We start from the raw sequence: 16,236 nt of genomic DNA on the forward strand, positions 1-16,236 counted from the left end.
AGTGACCGTGACCGACCGCTCCCAGGAGCTCATCAACACCGCCGCCCAGGCGGCCGCCGACAAGCTGGCCCACGACATCGTCGCCTACGACGTCAGCGATGTGCTGTCCATCACGGACGCCTTCCTGCTGGCCTCCGCGCCCAACGACCGCCAGGTCAAGGCGATCGTCGACGAGATCGAGGAGCGCCTGCAGAAGGAACTCGGCGCCAAGCCGGTGCGCCGCGAGGGCGACCGCGAGGCCCGCTGGGTCCTGCTCGACTACGTCGACATCGTCGTGCACGTCCAGCACAGTGAGGAGCGCGTCTTCTACGCCCTGGAGCGGCTGTGGAAGGACTGCCCCGAACTCGACCTGCCCGAGGACGCCCGGGCCAGCCGCGGCAAGGCCGAGGAGCACGCAAAGCTGCGGGCGGCCGAGGAGGCGACGGAGCTGGAAGGTGACTGGCGGTGAGTGTCTTCAGTGAGGCCGGCAAGCCGGGCCGGGGCCGCCGCGTCATCCTCTGGCGGCACGGCCAGACCTCGTGGAACGTGGAGCGCCGCTTCCAGGGCACCACGGACGTCGAGCTCACCGAGACCGGCGTGGCCCAGGCCCGCCGCGCGGCCCGCCTGCTGGCCTCCCTGAAGCCGGACGCGATCGCCGCGTCCGACCTGAAGCGCGCCGCGCACACGGCCGCCGAGCTCGCCCTGCTCACCGGCCTCGACGTGACCCACGACGAGGCGCTGCGCGAGACCTACGCGGGCGTCTGGCAGGGCCTGACGCACGAGGAGATCATCAGCCGGCACGGCGAGGAGTACGCCGCGTGGAAACGCGGCGAGCCCGTGCGCCGCGGTGGTGGCGAACTGGAGACCGAGGTCGCCGACCGCGCCGCCCCCGTGGTGCTCCGGCACGCCGAGAAGCTCCCCGAGGACGGCACGCTCGTCGTGGTCAGCCACGGCGGCACGATCCGCACCACCATCGGCCGCCTCCTGGGTCTCGACCCCCACCACTGGGAGAGCCTCGGTGGACTCTCCAACTGCTGCTGGTCCGTCCTCGGCGAAGGCGCCCGCGGCTGGCGGCTGCTGGAGCACAACGCCGGCACGCTGCCGGAGCCGGTGCTCGGAGACGACGACTGACCCCGGATTTCACTTTCCGGCAGGTCGCAGGCTAAAGTTCTTCTTGTTCGCCCGGCCCGCCGGGAAGGACACCAGGGGCTATAGCTCAGTTGGTAGAGCGCCTGCATGGCATGCAGGAGGTCAGGAGTTCAATTCTCCTTAGCTCCACATCAAGATCCCGTTCCCGTCAGGGGGCGGGATTTTTTTCACGCCCCGGCTTGAGTCACTCTGACCCTTCGGGGCGTATACCTCTACGGCCCCGCCGGGTGCCGTGTCCGGACTGGTGCTGAGGCGTCGCTGACCGTATTGGTCCGGCCGTGGCAGAATCAAACGGCCGGAAGGGGGCGCGACCCGACGGGAGGGAGTAGCGATGCCTGCGAGCATCCGCGAGGAGGTCGACCACCTCCTCGGAGCGGCGGTGACACAGGACATGTCCACCCGCCTCAGCTGCCCTTCCTGCGGTTCCGCGCATGTGGCCCAGATGCTCGGCGACAACGGCGGTATCTCCTACGTGTGCACGGCCTGCGGCCACAGCTGGAGCTGATCGATGGGTGCACACAGGCGGAAGTGCGACTGGTGCGGCAGCGGGACTCCGATCGTCCGCGACATGGAGCCGATCAATCCCGACTACCAGTACTGGTGCGAGGAGTGCGCGCGGGCGCTGATCATAAAAGGCGACCCGATCGAGACGTACCGCGAGCTGGAGGGCGAGCCGATCTACGGTCGGCTTCTGGAGGAGCACTGCACGCTCAAGCGGTTCTATTCGTTCGTCACGGCCTAGTGTTCGCAAGGTTGGTGCAAATCCGGCATAGCGGGCATCTCTGTGCGAGGTGAAATGGATTTGGTGTTGGGCCCGGTGGCCCAGTAATGTTGGCGTCGCCGCCAGGGAAACCCGGGGGCGCACCGCAAGGGGCTATAGCTCAGTTGGTAGAGCGCCTGCATGGCATGCAGGAGGTCAGGAGTTCAATTCTCCTTAGCTCCACAGCAAATGAGAAGGCGGGCCATCCGATCGGATGGCCCGCCTTCTTCGTGTGCGGTGTCCGTGTACACGTACGGCGGGCTCCCCTGAGGGAAGCCCGCCGTACGGGTGCTCAGCGGCCCAGAGCGCGGCGGCCGCGGCCCTGGGAGAGGACCGGCAGGTTGCGGGACGGGGCGCCCTGGGAGCGCGTGTCCTCCTCGATGCGCAGGGCCAGCGCGGGGCAGCGGCGCACCGCGCGCAGAGCCTTGGCCTCGGCGTACCGCGGCACCTGTGCCTGCGCCACGGTCGGGAAGCCGTCGGCGCCCAGCTGGAACACCTCGGGGAGGATGTCCGCGCACAGGCCGTGGCCCCGGCACAACGTCCAGTCGACGTAGATCTTCTGGCGGCTGGGGCCGTTCTCCTCGGACTCGCCGCCGCCCGGGATGCCCGTCGGCGCCCTGCCGCCCTCGAAGAGCGGCAGAACGCCCTCCACGCGCCGTCCGCAGCCGTTGCCGAGGACGTGGGCGGCCAGGTCGTCGGTGAACGCCTTGATGGTCGACTCGATGAACATCGCGGAGCCGTCGGGGTGGGAGCACGCGCCGCGCCGCTTCACGTTCTTGGCGACCTGCTTGAGCGCCTCCAGGGCGGCCGGTCCGCCGCCGTTGAGGATGTCCTCCAAACCGCGCGCGGCGGCCGGCAGGCCGAGGTAGCAGGGGCCGCACTGACCCGCGCTCTCCTCCGCCAGCCACTGCGCCACCCGCAGCGACTCGCCCAGCGGGCAGGTGTCCTGAGTGATCGGCAGGATCGCGCCGGCGCCGAGCGCGCCGCCCACCGCGTCCAGCGAATTGCGGGAGACGATCGCCTCGTTGACCGTCGCCGCGTCGATCCACTTGCCGTGGTAGCCGCCGGTGAGCACGCCCTGCGGCACCGGCGGCGCGCCGGCCAGCTGCAGGACGTAGCGCAGCGGCACGCCCGTCGGGACCTCGATCACCATGGGGCGGGCGACCGCCCCGGAGACCGTGAGCATGACGGTGCCCGGCTCGTCGTACAGGCCGGTGTTGCCGTAGCGCTCCGGGCCGATGCGGGCGGCGATCGCCAGCTGGGCGAAGGTCTCGGCGTTGGACAGCAGCGTCGGAGCGCCGCCGACGCCGTTCTGCGAGGCGCTGACCTTGCGGCCGGATGGGATGGCCGGGCCGCCGTCGATCGAGCGGATCAGCGAGGCGGCGGCACCGGTGACCATGCGGACCGGGTTGCGCTGCACACGTGCGCGCAACGCCGACCTGCGGCCGTTGCTGAGGCCGCGTTCGGCGAGCGCGGCCTCCATCGAGCGCTGCGTGGACTCACGGGTGACCCCCACCACGAGCGTGCGGGCACCCAGGGCTTCCGCGCACAACAGCGCGCCGTCCAGGATCAGGTGCGGGGCACGGTTGATCAGCACCGTGTCCTTGCGGCAGGCCGGTTCGTCCTCACTTCCGTTCACGACGACGACCGGCCGGACGCCGCGCTTGATCGCCGCCTCGGCGACCGAGCGCAGCTTCTTGTGGAAGGGGAAGCCCGCGCCGCCGCGGCCCTTCAGGTTGATGCGTTCGGCGAGTTGGGCGAGCTGCTCGCCGCCCAACGGCTCGAGCGGTCCGTGCACCTTCAGATGCATGGACAGATCGAGCCGATCGACAAGGTCGAAGCCCGACGTGAGCTGGGGAAGACCGACCACGCGGACTTCGGGTACGTCGGGCAGGGCCTCGTTCACTTAAAGCCTCCGGAAGGCGTGTTCCAAGGTTCGCCCGAGCCCGGTGCGTCGAAGTCGTAGGAGGCACCGGGCGGTGTTTCAGTGGCGGGACCGCTGTTGTACGTGTCGTTCGGGTAGTACGTCTCGTAGACGGCGTTCGTCTCACCCGTGTCGTACACGTCACTCGATCCGTAGCCGGCGGCGCCTGGATTGCCATAGGCCGGGATGCTTTGTCCGGTGTCCTGCAGGGGGTCGTAGGGCGGGATGTTGAAGCCGGTGTCCTGGAGCGGGTCGTAGGCCGACGGCGGGGCCTCGCCGACCGGGGGCGGGGACGGGATCGGCCAGTTGCCCGAGGTGCTGGACGGGCCGTCCACGGTCGGGATGGTCTCGGTGGCCTGCAGGTCCAGCGGCAGTTCCATGCGGGTGGTCGGCCCCGGCGCGAAGGCCTGCTGGCCCAGGGGTGGGCCCGAGACGGCCCGGTAGGCGGCGGCGAAGCCGCTCGTCGACTCCTGGGGTGCGGGGCGCTCCGCCTTCTCGTAGCGCGGGCCCGGCGCGGACGCCGCGGCTCCCGCGCGCGCCTCCCGGCCTTCGTAGCCGGGCAGCGCGGAGCCGCCGCCCGCCCGGGCCCGGCTCTCCTCCAGGTCCCTGCGGCCCTGGCCCTCACCAGGCCCGATGAGCGAGGCGAACCGGTCGGCGACCTTGCGCTTGACCGGGCGAGGAGCCGCGCGCAGGGCGAGGGCTCCGGCCACTCCGGCCAGGGACAGGCCGTACAGGATGACGAAGATCGGCTTGGCCGCGCGACCCGCGTAGAGGCCGTGGACCAGGGCGGCGCACCAGGCCGGATAGGCCAGCATGTGCATGGCCCGCCAGCGGGCCGCGACGGGCGCGGGGGAGGCGAAGCGGTTGCGCAGCACGCCGGTGACGCCCACGAAGATCATGAGCATGCCGGCCAGGGTGCCGAGGCCGATCAGGAACGACCTGCCCGTGACCAGCTCGTCCTCGGTGAGCAGCAGCCCGAAGGGGATCACGGCGGCGATCCACGAGGTGTGGGACAGCGCCAGCTTCACCCCGATGTGCACCAGCAGGAAGGCGATCGAGGCGACGGCCGTGGTCCGGTGCACGGCCTGCGCCAGGATGCGCCTGCGCGCGTCGAGCAGGACCCGGTCCTGGGCGACCAGACCCCAGATCACCGAGCACGTCAGACACACGAGGGACAGCACGCCGGCGCCGAAGTTGAGGAACTCGGCGAACGAGTCGTCTGCCGTCGAGTCGTTGGGGTTCACGACCTGCCTCCCCACGTCCCGTCGACCGGGGGTGGCGAGCTGATACTGCGATGAGGGTTCATGGGGGCAACTCCGAGCGGTTCGGGAAAGCAGCGGTCCCGCTGCCGCACTCTAAGCGGAGCCATACCGATGGGTACGAGGTTTGCGTCGTTGCGTTGTTATCAAAAGACGATGTGGTTGTTGCGATGCCCCTTAGGTGCTGTTACGCGGAGTAACCTTTGACCTTCGTTCAGCTCTTCGAGTGGCGAGAAGGCCCTCGACAAGCGCGTCGCGGCGCGCTGGGGGCCTGCGGTACCCTAACGCCATGCGTGCCGTACGCCTTCTGCTTAGCGGGCCGCGCTGATCAGTCCCGGCCACCGGACGAGTCGAGTGGCCGGAATCGGCGCGGCGTCCCCTCCTGTGCGAGGGGATTTTTCGTTTCTAGAACCACACAGCCGCAGGCAGAGACGATCGATGGAGCTTTGAGGATCATGAGCGAGACGAACCCCGCTGCCCCCTCCGAGGTGGCAGCGCCGCACCGCTACACGGCCGCGACGGCTGCCGAGATCGAGGCACGCTGGCAGGACTTCTGGGACGCGGACGGCACCTACGCCGCGCCCAACCCGAAGGGTGACCTGGCGGGCGACCGGGAGATCGTCGCCCGGCCCAAGAAGTTCATCATGGACATGTTCCCGTACCCCTCCGGTGCGGGCCTGCACGTCGGCCACCCCCTGGGCTACATCGCCACGGACGTCTTCGCCCGCTTCCAGCGGATGACCGGCCACAACGTCCTGCACACCCTGGGCTTCGACGCCTTCGGCCTGCCCGCCGAGCAGTACGCGGTGCAGACCGGCACGCACCCTCGCGTGTCCACCGAAGCCAACATGGAGAACATGAAGTCCCAGCTGCGCCGGCTGGGCCTGGGCCACGACAAGCGCCGCTCGTTCGCCACGATCGACCCGGACTACTACAAGTGGACCCAGTGGATCTTCCTGCAGATCTTCAACTCCTGGTACGACCCCGACGCCCGGCGGGCCCGTCCCATCGCCGAGCTGGTCGCCGCATTCGAGTCCGGTGAGCGGCCCGTACCGGGGCACACGCGCGCGTGGAGCGAGCTGAGCGCCGGCGAGAAGGCCGACGTCCTGGGCGAGTTCCGGCTGGCCTACGCCTCGGACGCGCCGGTCAACTGGTGCCCCGGGCTGGGCACCGTGCTGGCCAACGAGGAGGTCACCGCCGAGGGCCGCTCCGAGCGCGGCAACTTCCCGGTCTTCAAGGCCAAGCTGCGCCAGTGGAACATGCGCATCACGGCCTACGCCGACCGGCTGCTGGAGGAGCTGGAGGAGCTGGACTGGCCCGAGGCCATCAAGCTGCAGCAGCGCAACTGGATCGGCCGCTCGGAGGGCGCCCGCGTCGACTTCCCCATCGACGGCGAGCGCATCACCGTCTTCACCACCCGCCCGGACACCCTGTTCGGCGCCACCTACATGGTGCTGGCGCCCGAACACCCGCTGGTCGAGAAGTTCACCCCGGCCGCCTGGCCGGAGGGCACCCACGAGGTGTGGACCGGCGGCCACGCCACCCCCGGTGAGGCGGTCGCCGCCTACCGCGCCCAGGCCGCCTCGAAGTCCGACGTCGAGCGCCAGGCCGAGGCCAAGGACAAGACCGGCGTCTTCATCGGCGCCTACGCGACCAACCCGGTCAACGGCGAGCAGGTCCCGGTCTTCATCGCCGACTACGTCCTGATGGGCTACGGCACCGGCGCGATCATGGCCGTCCCGGCCGGCGACCAGCGCGACTTCGAATTCGCGCGCGTCTTCGAGCTGCCGATCCACTGCATCGTCGAGCCCACCGACGGCCGCGGCACGGACACCTCCACCTGGGAGAACGCCTTCTCGTCGTCCGACGCGAAGATCATCAACTCGTCCAACGACGAGGTCAGCCTGGACGGCCTGGGCGTCGCCGAGGCCAAGGCGCGCATCACCGAGTGGCTGGAGCGTCGGGGCATCGGCGAGGGCACCGTCAACTTCCGGCTGCGGGACTGGCTGTTCAGCCGCCAGCGCTACTGGGGTGAGCCCTTCCCGATCGTCTACGACGAGGACGGCATCGCCCACGCGCTGCCCGAGTCGATGCTGCCGCTGGAGCTGCCCGAGGTCGAGGACTACTCGCCGCGCACCTTCGACCCGGACGACGCCGACACCCAGCCCGAGACGCCGCTGTCGCGCAACGAGGACTGGGTGAACGTCACGCTGGACCTGGGCGACGGCCGCGGTCCGCGGAAGTACCGGCGCGAGACCAACACCATGCCCAACTGGGCCGGTTCCTGCTGGTACGAGCTGCGCTACCTGGACCCGCACAACTCCGAGAAGCTGGTCGACCCCGAGATCGAGCAGTACTGGATGGGCCCGCGCGAGGGGCAGCCGCACGGCGGTGTCGACCTGTACGTCGGCGGCGCCGAGCACGCCGTGCTGCACCTGCTGTACGCGCGCTTCTGGTCGAAGGTCCTGTACGACCTGGGGCACGTCTCCTCCGCCGAACCGTTCCACAAGCTGTACAACCAGGGCATGATCCAGGCCTACGTCTACCGGGACAGCCGCGGCATCGCGGTGCCGGCCGCCGAGGTGGAGGAGCGCGACGGCGCGTACTACTACCAGGGCGAGAAGGTCTCCCGGCTGCTGGGCAAGATGGGCAAGTCCCTGAGGAACGCGGTCACTCCGGACGAGATCTGCGCCGAGTACGGCGCCGACACGCTGCGGCTGTACGAGATGGCGATGGGCCCGCTGGACGTCTCCCGGCCCTGGGACACGCGCGCGGTGGTCGGCCAGTTCCGGCTGCTCCAGCGGCTGTGGCGCAACATCGTCGACGAGACGACCGGCGAGGTGACGGTCGTCGAGGCCGAGCCCGACGAGGAGACGCTGCGCGCCCTGCACAAGGCGATCGACGGGGTGCGCGGCGACCTGGAGGGCATGCGGTTCAACACCGCCATCGCCAAGGTCACCGAGCTGAACAACCACCTGACCAAGGCGGGCGGTGCGGTGCCGCGCTCCGTCGCCGAGCCGCTGGTGCTGATGGTCGCGCCGCTGGCCCCGCACATCGCCGAGGAGCTCTGGCGCAGGCTGGGCCACACCGACTCGGTCGTGCACCAGGACTTCCCGGTGGCCGACCCGGCGTACGTGGTCGACGAGACCGTGACCTGCGTCGTGCAGATCAAGGGCAAGGTCAAGGCGCGGCTGGAGGTCTCGCCGTCGATCTCCGAGGACGAGCTGGAGAAGGTCGCGCTGGCGGACGAGAAGGTCGTCGCCGCGCTGGGCGGGGCCGGGATCCGGAAGGTGATCGTGCGGGCGCCGAAGCTGGTGAACATCGTTCCGGCGTAGGCGTCGGAGCCGGCCGTCCTCTGTCGGGGTGGTCCCCTACGGGCAGGTTCGGGGTTCTTTCGGAACTCCGGACCTGCCCGTCGCGTTTACCGTTGGAGAGTGACGTGAGGTGCCCTGACGTCCTGAGGAGGAGCTTTTGTGGATGCAGTGATCGCAGTCTTCGCCCTGCTCTTCGTGCTCTTTCTCGGGCTCGGGGTGTACGCCACGGTGAAGGTCGTCGGTGCCGCCAAGCGCGGTGTGGACCGCGGTATCACCCAGGCCCGCCGCACGGTCGAGGACCACACACTGCGGGCCAAGTCCCTCGCCCAGCCCGGCGCCGCCGGCGAGCTGGCCCAGCTCCGGCTCAAGCTGCGCACCTCGATGCGGGCCACTCAGGACGCGTTGCGGGCAGCCGTCGCCGAGGACGAGTCCCTCAAGGAGTCCCTCGGCCTGTTCGAGCGGCTCAGTGCGCACGGACACGAGCTGGACGACGAGCTGAAGCGCCTGGAGTCCGAGCCGGACCGCACCGCGCTGAGGGAGCGCCTGCCGGAGCTGCGCGAGCGCACCGAACGCATCACGCAGTCGGCCGACGCGCTGCGCTGGGCGGCCCGCGACCGCGCCCGCCGCTTCGCGGAGGACGACCTGGACACCCTCAGCGCGCAGATCGACGTCGAGGCCGGCGCCCTGCGGCACTGGACGACACCGGAGCCCCAGCCCGCCTCCGCGCCGAGGCCCCAGCCCGCCGCTCGGCCGTGGCCCGAAACGCCCAGCGCCGATGCCGCGACAGCCGGGCAGACCTGGCAGGAGACCCCGCGGCAGGAGCCGGCGACCCAACCCGCCATCACCCCGCCCGCACCACGCCCCACCTACCCCTGGCAGAAGAAGCCCCGCCCCGAGAGCACCACTTGATCCGGCCACGCGCGCCCCGGGGCACCGGGGTCGGGCTGCCGCACGGGCTGTACGGCAGGTAACCTCCAGCTCATGTCCCGCCATGTCGCGATCGTCACCGATTCAACGGCCTATCTGCCGGCCCGGACGATGGAGCGCCACGGCATCACAGCGGTCCCTCTGACCGTGGTCCTCGGCGACCGCGCACTGGAGGAGGGCACCGAGATCTCCACCCGCGCCCTCGCCCAGGCTTTGCACAAGCGGCGTCCCGTGACGACCTCGCGGCCCGGTCCCGAGGTCTTCGAGGAGACGTACCGCAAGGTCGCCGAGTCCGGCGCCACCGGCATCGTCTCCCTCCATCTGTCCGCCGAGCTGTCCGGCACGTACGACGCGGCCGTCGTCGCCGCGCGCCGGGCGCCGGTGCCGGTACGGGTGGTGGACACCGGCATGATCGCGATGGCGCTCGGGTTCTGCGCGCTGTCGGCGGCGGCGGCCGCGGAGTCGGGCGGCACGGTGGACGAGGCCGTCACCGCCGCGGAGAAGCGGGCCGCGGGCACCTCCGCCTACTTCTACGTCGACACCCTCGACTACCTGCGCCGCGGCGGCCGGATCGGTGCCGCGCAGGCCCTGCTGGGCTCGGCGCTCGCGGTGAAGCCGCTGTTGCAGCTGGCCGACGGGCGTATCGAACCGCTGGAGAAGGTGCGGACCGCGTCCAAGGCGATCGCCCGTCTCGAGGAGATCGCGGCCGACCGGGCCGGCAGCGCCCAGGTCGATGTCGCCGTCCACCATCTCGCCGCCCCGGACCGGGCGTCGGCTCTCGCCGACCGGTTGCGGGCACGGCTGTCCGGGCTGGCCGATCTGCATGTCAGCGAGGTCGGGGCGGTGATCGGGGCGCATACGGGACCCGGGCTGCTGGGAGTTGTGGTTTCGCCTCGGTGAACGTTGGCGTGGGGCTTCGACCACCCGTGTGAGTGGCGGAGTTGTCCACAACCCGGGGGTTGTCCCCGGGAATCGACCAAGATCATCGCGGGCGGGTCGATGTGGCCGATCCTCGTCGCATGGCACTTCGATCACCTTCACGCACAGCGACCGCGACCAGTGGGCCGGGCCGGCGACCGGCGTCCGACGGCCGCGTCCGTCATCGCCGGCATCGGCTTGTCGCACGCGGGCGGGCACGGCAGCGTCACGCCTCGGCGGAGGAACTCCGGCGGCGCGCGGGAGCGTTGTTCGGCGAGTGCACCGGGCCGCCCGAACGCGTCGGGGAGCGGCGGGAGTCGGGGCAGGGGCCGCCGCCGGGCCCCGTCGGTGGTGAAGAGGCCGGGCGGGGGCTCGGTGGCCACGAAGAGGCAGGGGAGCCCGTGGGTGTCCTCCCCGAGGCGGAAGGCCGGGACGGTCGCCTGGCGGAAGGAGACTGGCGGGAGCGGACCGGCCTCGCGCTGCGGGAGCGCATGCCGCTGTGGATGCAGACCAGGTGCGGTCTGGAGCGGCGGAGCGTGCTCGCTCTGACGGTGGTGCTCGTCGTCGCCGCCGGGTTCGCCGTGCAGCACTTCTGGGCCGGCCGGACCCAGTCCGTGCGGCCGCCCGAGGTGGTGCGGGCGGCAGCTCCCTACGGACAGGGGGAGCGCAGTGGCCGGGCCGAGGAGGAGCGAGCGCCGGCTGCCGCCGGGTTGCCTGCCGGGGCTGCCGGGGCTTTGGCCGGGGCGGCGAAAGCGGGGGCGGCGGAGATCGTCGTGGACGTCAGCGGCAAGGTCCGTGAACCCGGTGTCCACCGGCTGCCGACCGGCTCGCGCGTCGCGGACGCGCTGCGCGCGGCAGGCGGGGTGAAGCCCGGCACGAACACCGACGGGCTCAACCGCGCCCGGTTCCTCGTGGACGGCGAGCAGGTGATCGTCGGCGGTCCGGGACCCGCCGCCGGGGCCGGAGCCGGTGGTGCGGCACCCGGAGGTCCGGCCGGTGCGGCCGCGGCCGGGGCGGCACCGGCAGCTCCGGTCTCCCTCAACACGGCCACCCTCGACCAGCTCGACACCCTGCCGGGTGTCGGCCCGGTGCTGGCGCAGCACATCATCGGCTACCGGACGCAGCACGGTGGCTTCCGTTCCGTGGACGAGCTGCGCGAGGTCAACGGCATCGGCGACCGCCGCTTCGCCGACCTGCGGAATCTCGTACGGCCATGAGGCGCGCCGCCGGCCCGTCGGTGCGGCAGGACGAGGCCGCCCCCGAGCTCCGCCCCGCCCGGTCGTCCGTGCACGCCTCCTCCGGGAAACGGCTCGGCAGCGCCCGACCACGGCAGGAGGGCCCCACCGACCTACGGCTCGTACCACCCGCCCTCGCGGCCTGGGCCACGGCGGCGCTGGTGCTGGACGCACCGCCCGGGTGGGCCGGGGGCGTCGTGGCCGGCTGTCTGGTCGCCGTCGCCCTGCTGCCGCTGGCCCGGCGGCCAGGAGCGCCGGCATGGCCTCGGGCGTCGGCCGCCGCCGTGCTGCTGTGCGTCGCCGCCGCTGCCGCCTCGGCCGGACTGCACGGGGCGGATCTGCGCCGGGGGCCCGTGCCCGGCCTGGCGCGGGAGTACGCGACGGTGACCGCCGAGGTGGAGCTCACGTCCGATCCGCGGCTCACCCGGCCCAGGGTCCGGGGTGATCACGTGGCTCCGACCGCCGTGCTGATCGACGCGGAGGTGCGGGGCGTGCACGAGGCGGGTGGCGTGGCGGCGGTGACACGGACACCGGTGTTGATGATCGTCGACGTGGATTCGTCCGCCCCGGGCCGGGTCACCGGTGCCTCGGCGCGCTCCCCCTGGCTCGGGCTGCTGCCGTCGACGCGGCTGCGGGTCGACGCGCGCCTGGCGCCCGCGACGACGCGCGGTGACCGGGTCGCTGCCGTACTGCGGGTGCGGGGCCGGGGCGCACCCGAGGTGGTGGGTGAGCCCTCGGCGGCCCAAAGGCTCGCCGGGCGGTTGCGTGCCGGGCTGCGGGAGGCAACCGACGGGCTGCCGGCGGACGCCCGAGCGCTGTTGCCGGGACTGGTCGTCGGGGACACCTCGCGGGTCACCCCCGACCTGGAGGAGGCCTTCAAGGAGACGGACCTCACCCACACACTCGCCGTGTCCGGGGCCAACTTCACGATCCTCCTCGCCCTGCTGCTCGGACCGCCGGGCCTGGCGCAGCATGCCGAGCGTCGGGGGCTCGCGCCCCGGCTCGGTATCTCCCTGCGCGGGACCGCGGTGCTCGGGGGCGCGCTCTCGCTCGGGTTCGTCGTGGTGTGCCGACCGGATCCGAGCGTGGTGCGGGCCGCGGCCTGCGGGGCCGTCGCGCTCCTCGCCCTCGCGACCGGCCGCCGCAGATCGCTGCTCCCGGCGCTGGCGACGGCGGTCTTGCTGCTGGTGCTGTACGACCCGTGGCTGGCTCGGAGTTACGGGTTCCTGCTCTCCGTCGTGGCCACCGGCGCCCTGCTCACGCTCGCGCCCCGTTGGAGCGCCGGGCTGCGGCGGCGCGGGGCACCGCCGAGGCTCGCCGAGGCACTCGCTGCCGCCGGCGCCGCGCAGGCCCTGTGCGCGCCCGTCGTCGCCGTGCTGTCGGCGCGGGTGAGCCTGGTGGCGGTGCCGTGCAACCTGCTCGCGGAGTTCGCGATCGCGCCGGCGACCGTGCTGGGCTTCGCCGCCCTGGCCGCGGCACCCGTGGCGATGCCGGTGGCCGAGGCCCTGGCATGGTGCGCCCATTGGCCCGCCGAGTGGATCGCGGGGATCGCCCGGACCGGGGCGGCGCTGCCTGGCGCGGGAGTGGACTGGCCGGGCAGTTGGACGGGCGCGGCGCTGCTCGCCGCCGTGACCCTGGTCGGGCTGCTCGTGGGACGGCGGATGCTTCGCCACCCCTGGTGGTGCGGGGTCTGCGGCCTGCTGCTGGTGCTGGTCGTGGTGCAGCCGCCGCCGCTGACCCGGACCCTCACAGGCTGGCCTCCGCCGGGCTGGCGGATGGTGATGTGCGACGTGGGCCAGGGGGACGCCATGGTGCTCGCCGCGGGCGCGGGAGCGGGGGTGGTGGTGGACGCGGGGCCCGATCCGCAGCTCGTCGACCACTGCCTGCGCTCGCTCGGCATCACCAGGATCCCGCTGGTCGTGCTCACCCATTTCCACGCGGATCACGTGGCGGGCCTGCCCGGTGTGCTGCGCGGACGGGAGGTGGGCGCGATCGCGACCACGGGGTTCGAAGAGCCGGCCGATCAGGCCGCGTTCGTACGGAGAGTGGCGGCGGCGCGGCGGGTGCCCGTGACGCGGGCGGCGGCAGGGGAGGAGCGGCGCACGGGGGAGTTGTCCTGGCAGGTGGTGTGGCCGCCGCCGAGCCCGCCGCCGGACGCGCCGCCGCAGCTGCTCCCGGCCCAACCGCCCCCGGAGGGCCCGAACGACGCCAGTGTCGCGATGCTGGTCCGGTCAGCCGGACTGCGCCTGCTGCTTCTCGGGGACCTCGAACCCCCGGCCCAGCGGGCGCTGGCCAGATCACCGGCGGCCCAGGCGCTGGAGGGCGTGGACGTGCTCAAGGTCGCCCACCACGGTTCGGCGTACCAGGACCCCGGCCTCGTGCGCCGGGCGGCCCCGCGGCTCGCCCTCATCTCCTGCGGCGAGGACAACCCGTACGGCCATCCGGCGCCCGGCACGGTCGCGGCGCTGCATGCGGCGGGCGCGATGGTGCTGCGCACGGACCGGGACGGCGCACTGGCGGTCGAAGGAGAGGACGGAGAGCTGAGGGTGGCGCGAGACTGAGGGCATGAACCCTGCTCTGGTCGATGCCTATCTCCGCCGCCTGAAAGTCGAGCAGCCGGCGTGGCCCACCGTCGACGCGCTGCGTGAGCTGCACCTGCGTCATCTGCAGACCGTGCCGTTCGAGAACCTCTCGATCCATCTCGGTGAGGAGATCGTGCTGGAGGAGACGCGGCTGCTGGACAAGGTGGTGGGGGCGCGCCGAGGCGGATTCTGTTACGAACTCAACGGTTCCTTCGGGGCGTTGCTCGCCGCGTTGGGGTACGACGTGGCGATGCTGGCGGCGCGGGTCTACGGGGACGAGAAGCGGCTCGGGATCCCGTACGACCATCTCGCGCTGCGGGTGCGAACGGTGGACGGGGGCGACTGGCTGGCCGACGTCGGCTTCGGGGCGCACAGCCATCTGCCGCTGGCGTTCGGGGACCGCGGGGAGCAGGAGGACCCGGCGGGCACGTTCCGGATCGTCGAGGCGGGGCCGGACGCGGCCGGGGTACGTGGCGGGCACGACGCGGCGGAGGCGGCGGACCTGGACGTGATCCGGGACGGCCGGCCGCAGTACCGCCTGGAGGTGCGGCCGCGGGCGCTCGGCGACTTCGTGGCCGGGGCGTGGTGGCACAGCACCTCGTCGGTGTCGCATTTCACGCGGTCGCTGGTCTGCTCACGGCTGACGCGGGAAGGAGGACGGATCACGCTCAGCGGGCGCAGGCTCACGGTGACGGCGGCCGACGGGACGAGGGAGGAGCGGGAGCTGGGGACGGACGAGGAGGTGCTCGGGGTCTACCGGGAGCGGTTCGGGATCGAACTCGCCCGGGTGCCGACGCTGCGCGATCCCGCCTAGGGGGCCAATTCGGCCCACACGGGGGCTACTCGTGCGCAGTGCCGGCACATGTGCTGGATTCCCGTGATGTGGCCCCGTGTTGCCTCGAAAGCCTCACGGGTGGTCGAATGCGTCTTCGGTATCTGTGATCAGCAGTGACCGACAGGCGTTTTCGAGTCACACAGGGGAGGCGTGGATGATCGGCCGCTGGCGGGCAAGCCGCACCAACCGGGTGCAACGGATGAGTCCCCTGGCGGCGGTGTCGACACCGCCGAGCGCTGGAGTGCTGGCCTGCCGGGTGCTCGACCCCGTCCACGAGCCGGTCAGGCATGCGGAGTTCGCGGTCACGGACAGCATGGGGCGTCCGGTGGTCAGCGGCGGAGCGGATCCGTACGGGTCGTTCATGACGACGGTGCCCGCGGGGGAGTACCGGCTCGCGGTGTCGGCGGAGGGGTACACGCCGTACCGGGCGACCACGCAGGTCGCCGAGAACTCCCTCGCGTCGCTCGGGGAGGTGACGCTGCAGGTGGCCCGGCCGCCGGAGCTGCCCGGCCCCGGCGACTGGGAGATCGAGCCGGCGCACTCCTCGATCGGCTTCAGCGCGCGGCACATCGGACTGGCCCGGATCCACGGGCAGTTCAAGTCGTTCGCGGGTGTCATACGGCTCAACGACCCGGTGGAGCGGTCGGCGATGCACGTGGTGATCGACGCGGCGTCCATCGACACCAACATGAGGATGCGCGACGACCATCTGCGGTCGGCGGACTTCCTGGACGTCGAGCGTTTCCCGACGCTGGAGTTCTACAGCGAACGGTTCGTGCACAAGGGCGGGAACCGGTGGGCCGTGACGGGGGCGCTGTCGCTGCACGGCGTGACGCGGACGGTCACCCTGGACACGGAGTACCTGGGGCTGGGCAACGGCATGGAGGGCGAGGTGCGGGCGGCCTGCCGGGCCACGACCGAGCTGCACCGGGACGACTTCACCGTCAGCTGGCAGACGATGCTGGCGCGGGGCATCGCGGTCGTGGGACCGAGCATCAAGGTCGACCTCGATGTGCAGGTCGTCCGCAAGGGCTGAGCGGCCGGGCCGCGACGCGGTGTCGGACAATGTCCGGCGTGAGTGACGTGCGACATGTGCTGGTGCTGCCCGACCGGGACGCGGCCGAAGAGGTGGTGGAGGCGCTCCCCGAGCGGTTCGGAGTCGTCGAGGAGCCGCGGTTGGTGCGGGACGCGCTGGCCGGCGAGGACGACGCCGAGGACGCGCAGTGGCTGGTCGTCCTGCGGGACGAGGAGGGGCGGCTCGATCCCGGCGAGCTGGACCGGTTCGCCGGCGAGTGGGAGGGCTGGCGGGAAGAACCGTAGGCCTCGCTGTCAGTGGTGCGTGGGATGCTTGTCG

14 protein-coding genes and 2 tRNA genes are annotated in these 16,236 nt (G+C 71.9%); 14 read left to right on the forward strand and 2 right to left on the reverse strand.

Annotated features, from left to right (window positions below; translation table 11 throughout):
• The first annotated feature begins 1 nt into the window (after position 1).
• The 6 genes from rsfS (at position 2) to ACWD1U_RS04860 (ending at position 2,071) form a co-directional block, all read left to right on the forward strand.
• Positions 2-448: a ribosome silencing factor gene (gene rsfS, locus ACWD1U_RS04835; RefSeq protein ID WP_451104437.1), complete on the forward strand. Its 447-nt coding sequence runs from the start codon at positions 2-4 to the stop codon at positions 446-448.
• The gene (locus ACWD1U_RS04840) at positions 439-1,110 is read left to right on the forward strand and encodes a histidine phosphatase family protein (RefSeq protein ID WP_451105015.1); all 672 of its coding nucleotides are present in this window, start codon (positions 439-441) and stop codon (positions 1,108-1,110) included. The genes rsfS and ACWD1U_RS04840 overlap by 10 nt, the downstream gene beginning before the upstream one ends.
• 74 nt (positions 1,111-1,184) lie before the next feature.
• Positions 1,185-1,257 (forward strand) — tRNA-Ala (locus tag ACWD1U_RS04845).
• Positions 1,258-1,459: 202 nt separating this feature from the next.
• The gene (locus ACWD1U_RS04850; protein ID WP_451104439.1) at positions 1,460-1,633 is read left to right on the forward strand and encodes a hypothetical protein; all 174 of its coding nucleotides are present in this window, start codon (positions 1,460-1,462) and stop codon (positions 1,631-1,633) included.
• Between the two features lie 3 nt (positions 1,634-1,636).
• On the forward strand, positions 1,637-1,870 hold the full coding sequence (locus ACWD1U_RS04855; RefSeq protein WP_006136074.1) for a hypothetical protein: 234 nt from the start codon (positions 1,637-1,639) through the stop codon (positions 1,868-1,870).
• Positions 1,871-1,998: 128 nt separating this feature from the next.
• Positions 1,999-2,071 (forward strand) — tRNA-Ala (locus ACWD1U_RS04860).
• Positions 2,072-2,180: 109 nt separating this feature from the next.
• Here the strand turns inward: ACWD1U_RS04860 and ACWD1U_RS04865 are convergent.
• Together ACWD1U_RS04865 and ACWD1U_RS04870 are read right to left on the reverse strand one after the other, a co-directional pair.
• Positions 2,181-3,794, reverse strand: coding sequence for an NADH-ubiquinone oxidoreductase-F iron-sulfur binding region domain-containing protein (locus tag ACWD1U_RS04865; protein WP_451104441.1), 1,614 nt, complete (start codon positions 3,792-3,794; stop codon positions 2,181-2,183).
• Positions 3,791-5,056 carry a cytochrome b/b6 domain-containing protein gene (locus ACWD1U_RS04870; protein ID WP_451104442.1) on the reverse strand — a complete coding sequence of 422 codons (1,266 nt, stop codon included), beginning with the start codon at positions 5,054-5,056 and terminating at the stop codon, positions 3,791-3,793. The genes ACWD1U_RS04865 and ACWD1U_RS04870 overlap by 4 nt, the downstream gene beginning before the upstream one ends.
• A gap of 470 nt (positions 5,057-5,526) precedes the next feature.
• On the opposite strand from ACWD1U_RS04870, the gene leuS reads away from it, so the two are divergent.
• The 8 genes from leuS (at position 5,527) to ACWD1U_RS04910 (ending at position 16,202) form a co-directional block, all read left to right on the forward strand.
• Positions 5,527-8,406, forward strand: a complete 2,880-nt coding sequence (gene leuS / locus ACWD1U_RS04875) for a leucine--tRNA ligase (protein ID WP_451104444.1) — start codon at positions 5,527-5,529, stop codon at positions 8,404-8,406.
• Positions 8,407-8,544: 138 nt separating this feature from the next.
• A complete protein-coding gene (locus ACWD1U_RS04880) occupies positions 8,545-9,294 on the forward strand; it encodes a hypothetical protein (RefSeq protein WP_451104446.1) in 750 nt (249 codons plus the stop codon).
• A gap of 72 nt (positions 9,295-9,366) precedes the next feature.
• On the forward strand, positions 9,367-10,212 hold the full coding sequence (locus ACWD1U_RS04885; protein WP_451104448.1) for a DegV family protein: 846 nt from the start codon (positions 9,367-9,369) through the stop codon (positions 10,210-10,212).
• Positions 10,213-10,331: 119 nt separating this feature from the next.
• Positions 10,332-11,447: a helix-hairpin-helix domain-containing protein gene (locus ACWD1U_RS04890; RefSeq protein WP_451104450.1), complete on the forward strand. Its 1,116-nt coding sequence runs from the start codon at positions 10,332-10,334 to the stop codon at positions 11,445-11,447.
• Entirely contained in the window at positions 11,444-14,026 is a 2,583-nt protein-coding gene (locus ACWD1U_RS04895; RefSeq protein ID WP_451104451.1) for a ComEC/Rec2 family competence protein, read from the forward strand. Before ACWD1U_RS04890 ends, ACWD1U_RS04895 begins: the two co-directional genes overlap by 4 nt.
• A 4-nt stretch (positions 14,027-14,030) precedes the next feature.
• Positions 14,031-14,861, forward strand: a complete 831-nt coding sequence (locus ACWD1U_RS04900) for an arylamine N-acetyltransferase family protein (protein ID WP_451104453.1) — start codon at positions 14,031-14,033, stop codon at positions 14,859-14,861.
• A gap of 175 nt (positions 14,862-15,036) precedes the next feature.
• Complete coding sequence (locus tag ACWD1U_RS04905; RefSeq protein ID WP_451104455.1) at positions 15,037-15,918, forward strand: YceI family protein; 882 nt, start codon at positions 15,037-15,039, stop codon at positions 15,916-15,918.
• 38 nt (positions 15,919-15,956) lie between these two features.
• A complete protein-coding gene (locus ACWD1U_RS04910) occupies positions 15,957-16,202 on the forward strand; it encodes a hypothetical protein (RefSeq protein WP_451104457.1) in 246 nt (81 codons plus the stop codon).
• Positions 16,203-16,236: the final 34 nt, after the last annotated feature.

Source organism: Streptomyces sp. NPDC002788, from assembly GCF_053592115.1.

Bases quoted from the DNA above. Each gene is read 5' to 3' on its own strand.
- ACWD1U_RS04850 (WP_451104439.1), top strand. From the start codon at position 1,460: ATGCCTGCGAGCATCCGCGAGGAGGTCGACCACCTCCTCGGAGCGGCG.
- ACWD1U_RS04855 (WP_006136074.1), top strand. From the start codon at position 1,637: ATGGGTGCACACAGGCGGAAGTGCGACTGGTGCGGCAGCGGGACTCCG.
- leuS (WP_451104444.1), top strand. From the start codon at position 5,527: ATGAGCGAGACGAACCCCGCTGCCCCCTCCGAGGTGGCAGCGCCGCAC.
- ACWD1U_RS04885 (WP_451104448.1), top strand. From the start codon at position 9,367: ATGTCCCGCCATGTCGCGATCGTCACCGATTCAACGGCCTATCTGCCG.
- ACWD1U_RS04890 (WP_451104450.1), top strand. From the start codon at position 10,332: ATGGCACTTCGATCACCTTCACGCACAGCGACCGCGACCAGTGGGCCG.
- ACWD1U_RS04895 (WP_451104451.1), top strand. From the start codon at position 11,444: ATGAGGCGCGCCGCCGGCCCGTCGGTGCGGCAGGACGAGGCCGCCCCC.
- ACWD1U_RS04900 (WP_451104453.1), top strand. From the start codon at position 14,031: ATGAACCCTGCTCTGGTCGATGCCTATCTCCGCCGCCTGAAAGTCGAG.
- ACWD1U_RS04905 (WP_451104455.1), top strand. From the start codon at position 15,037: ATGATCGGCCGCTGGCGGGCAAGCCGCACCAACCGGGTGCAACGGATG.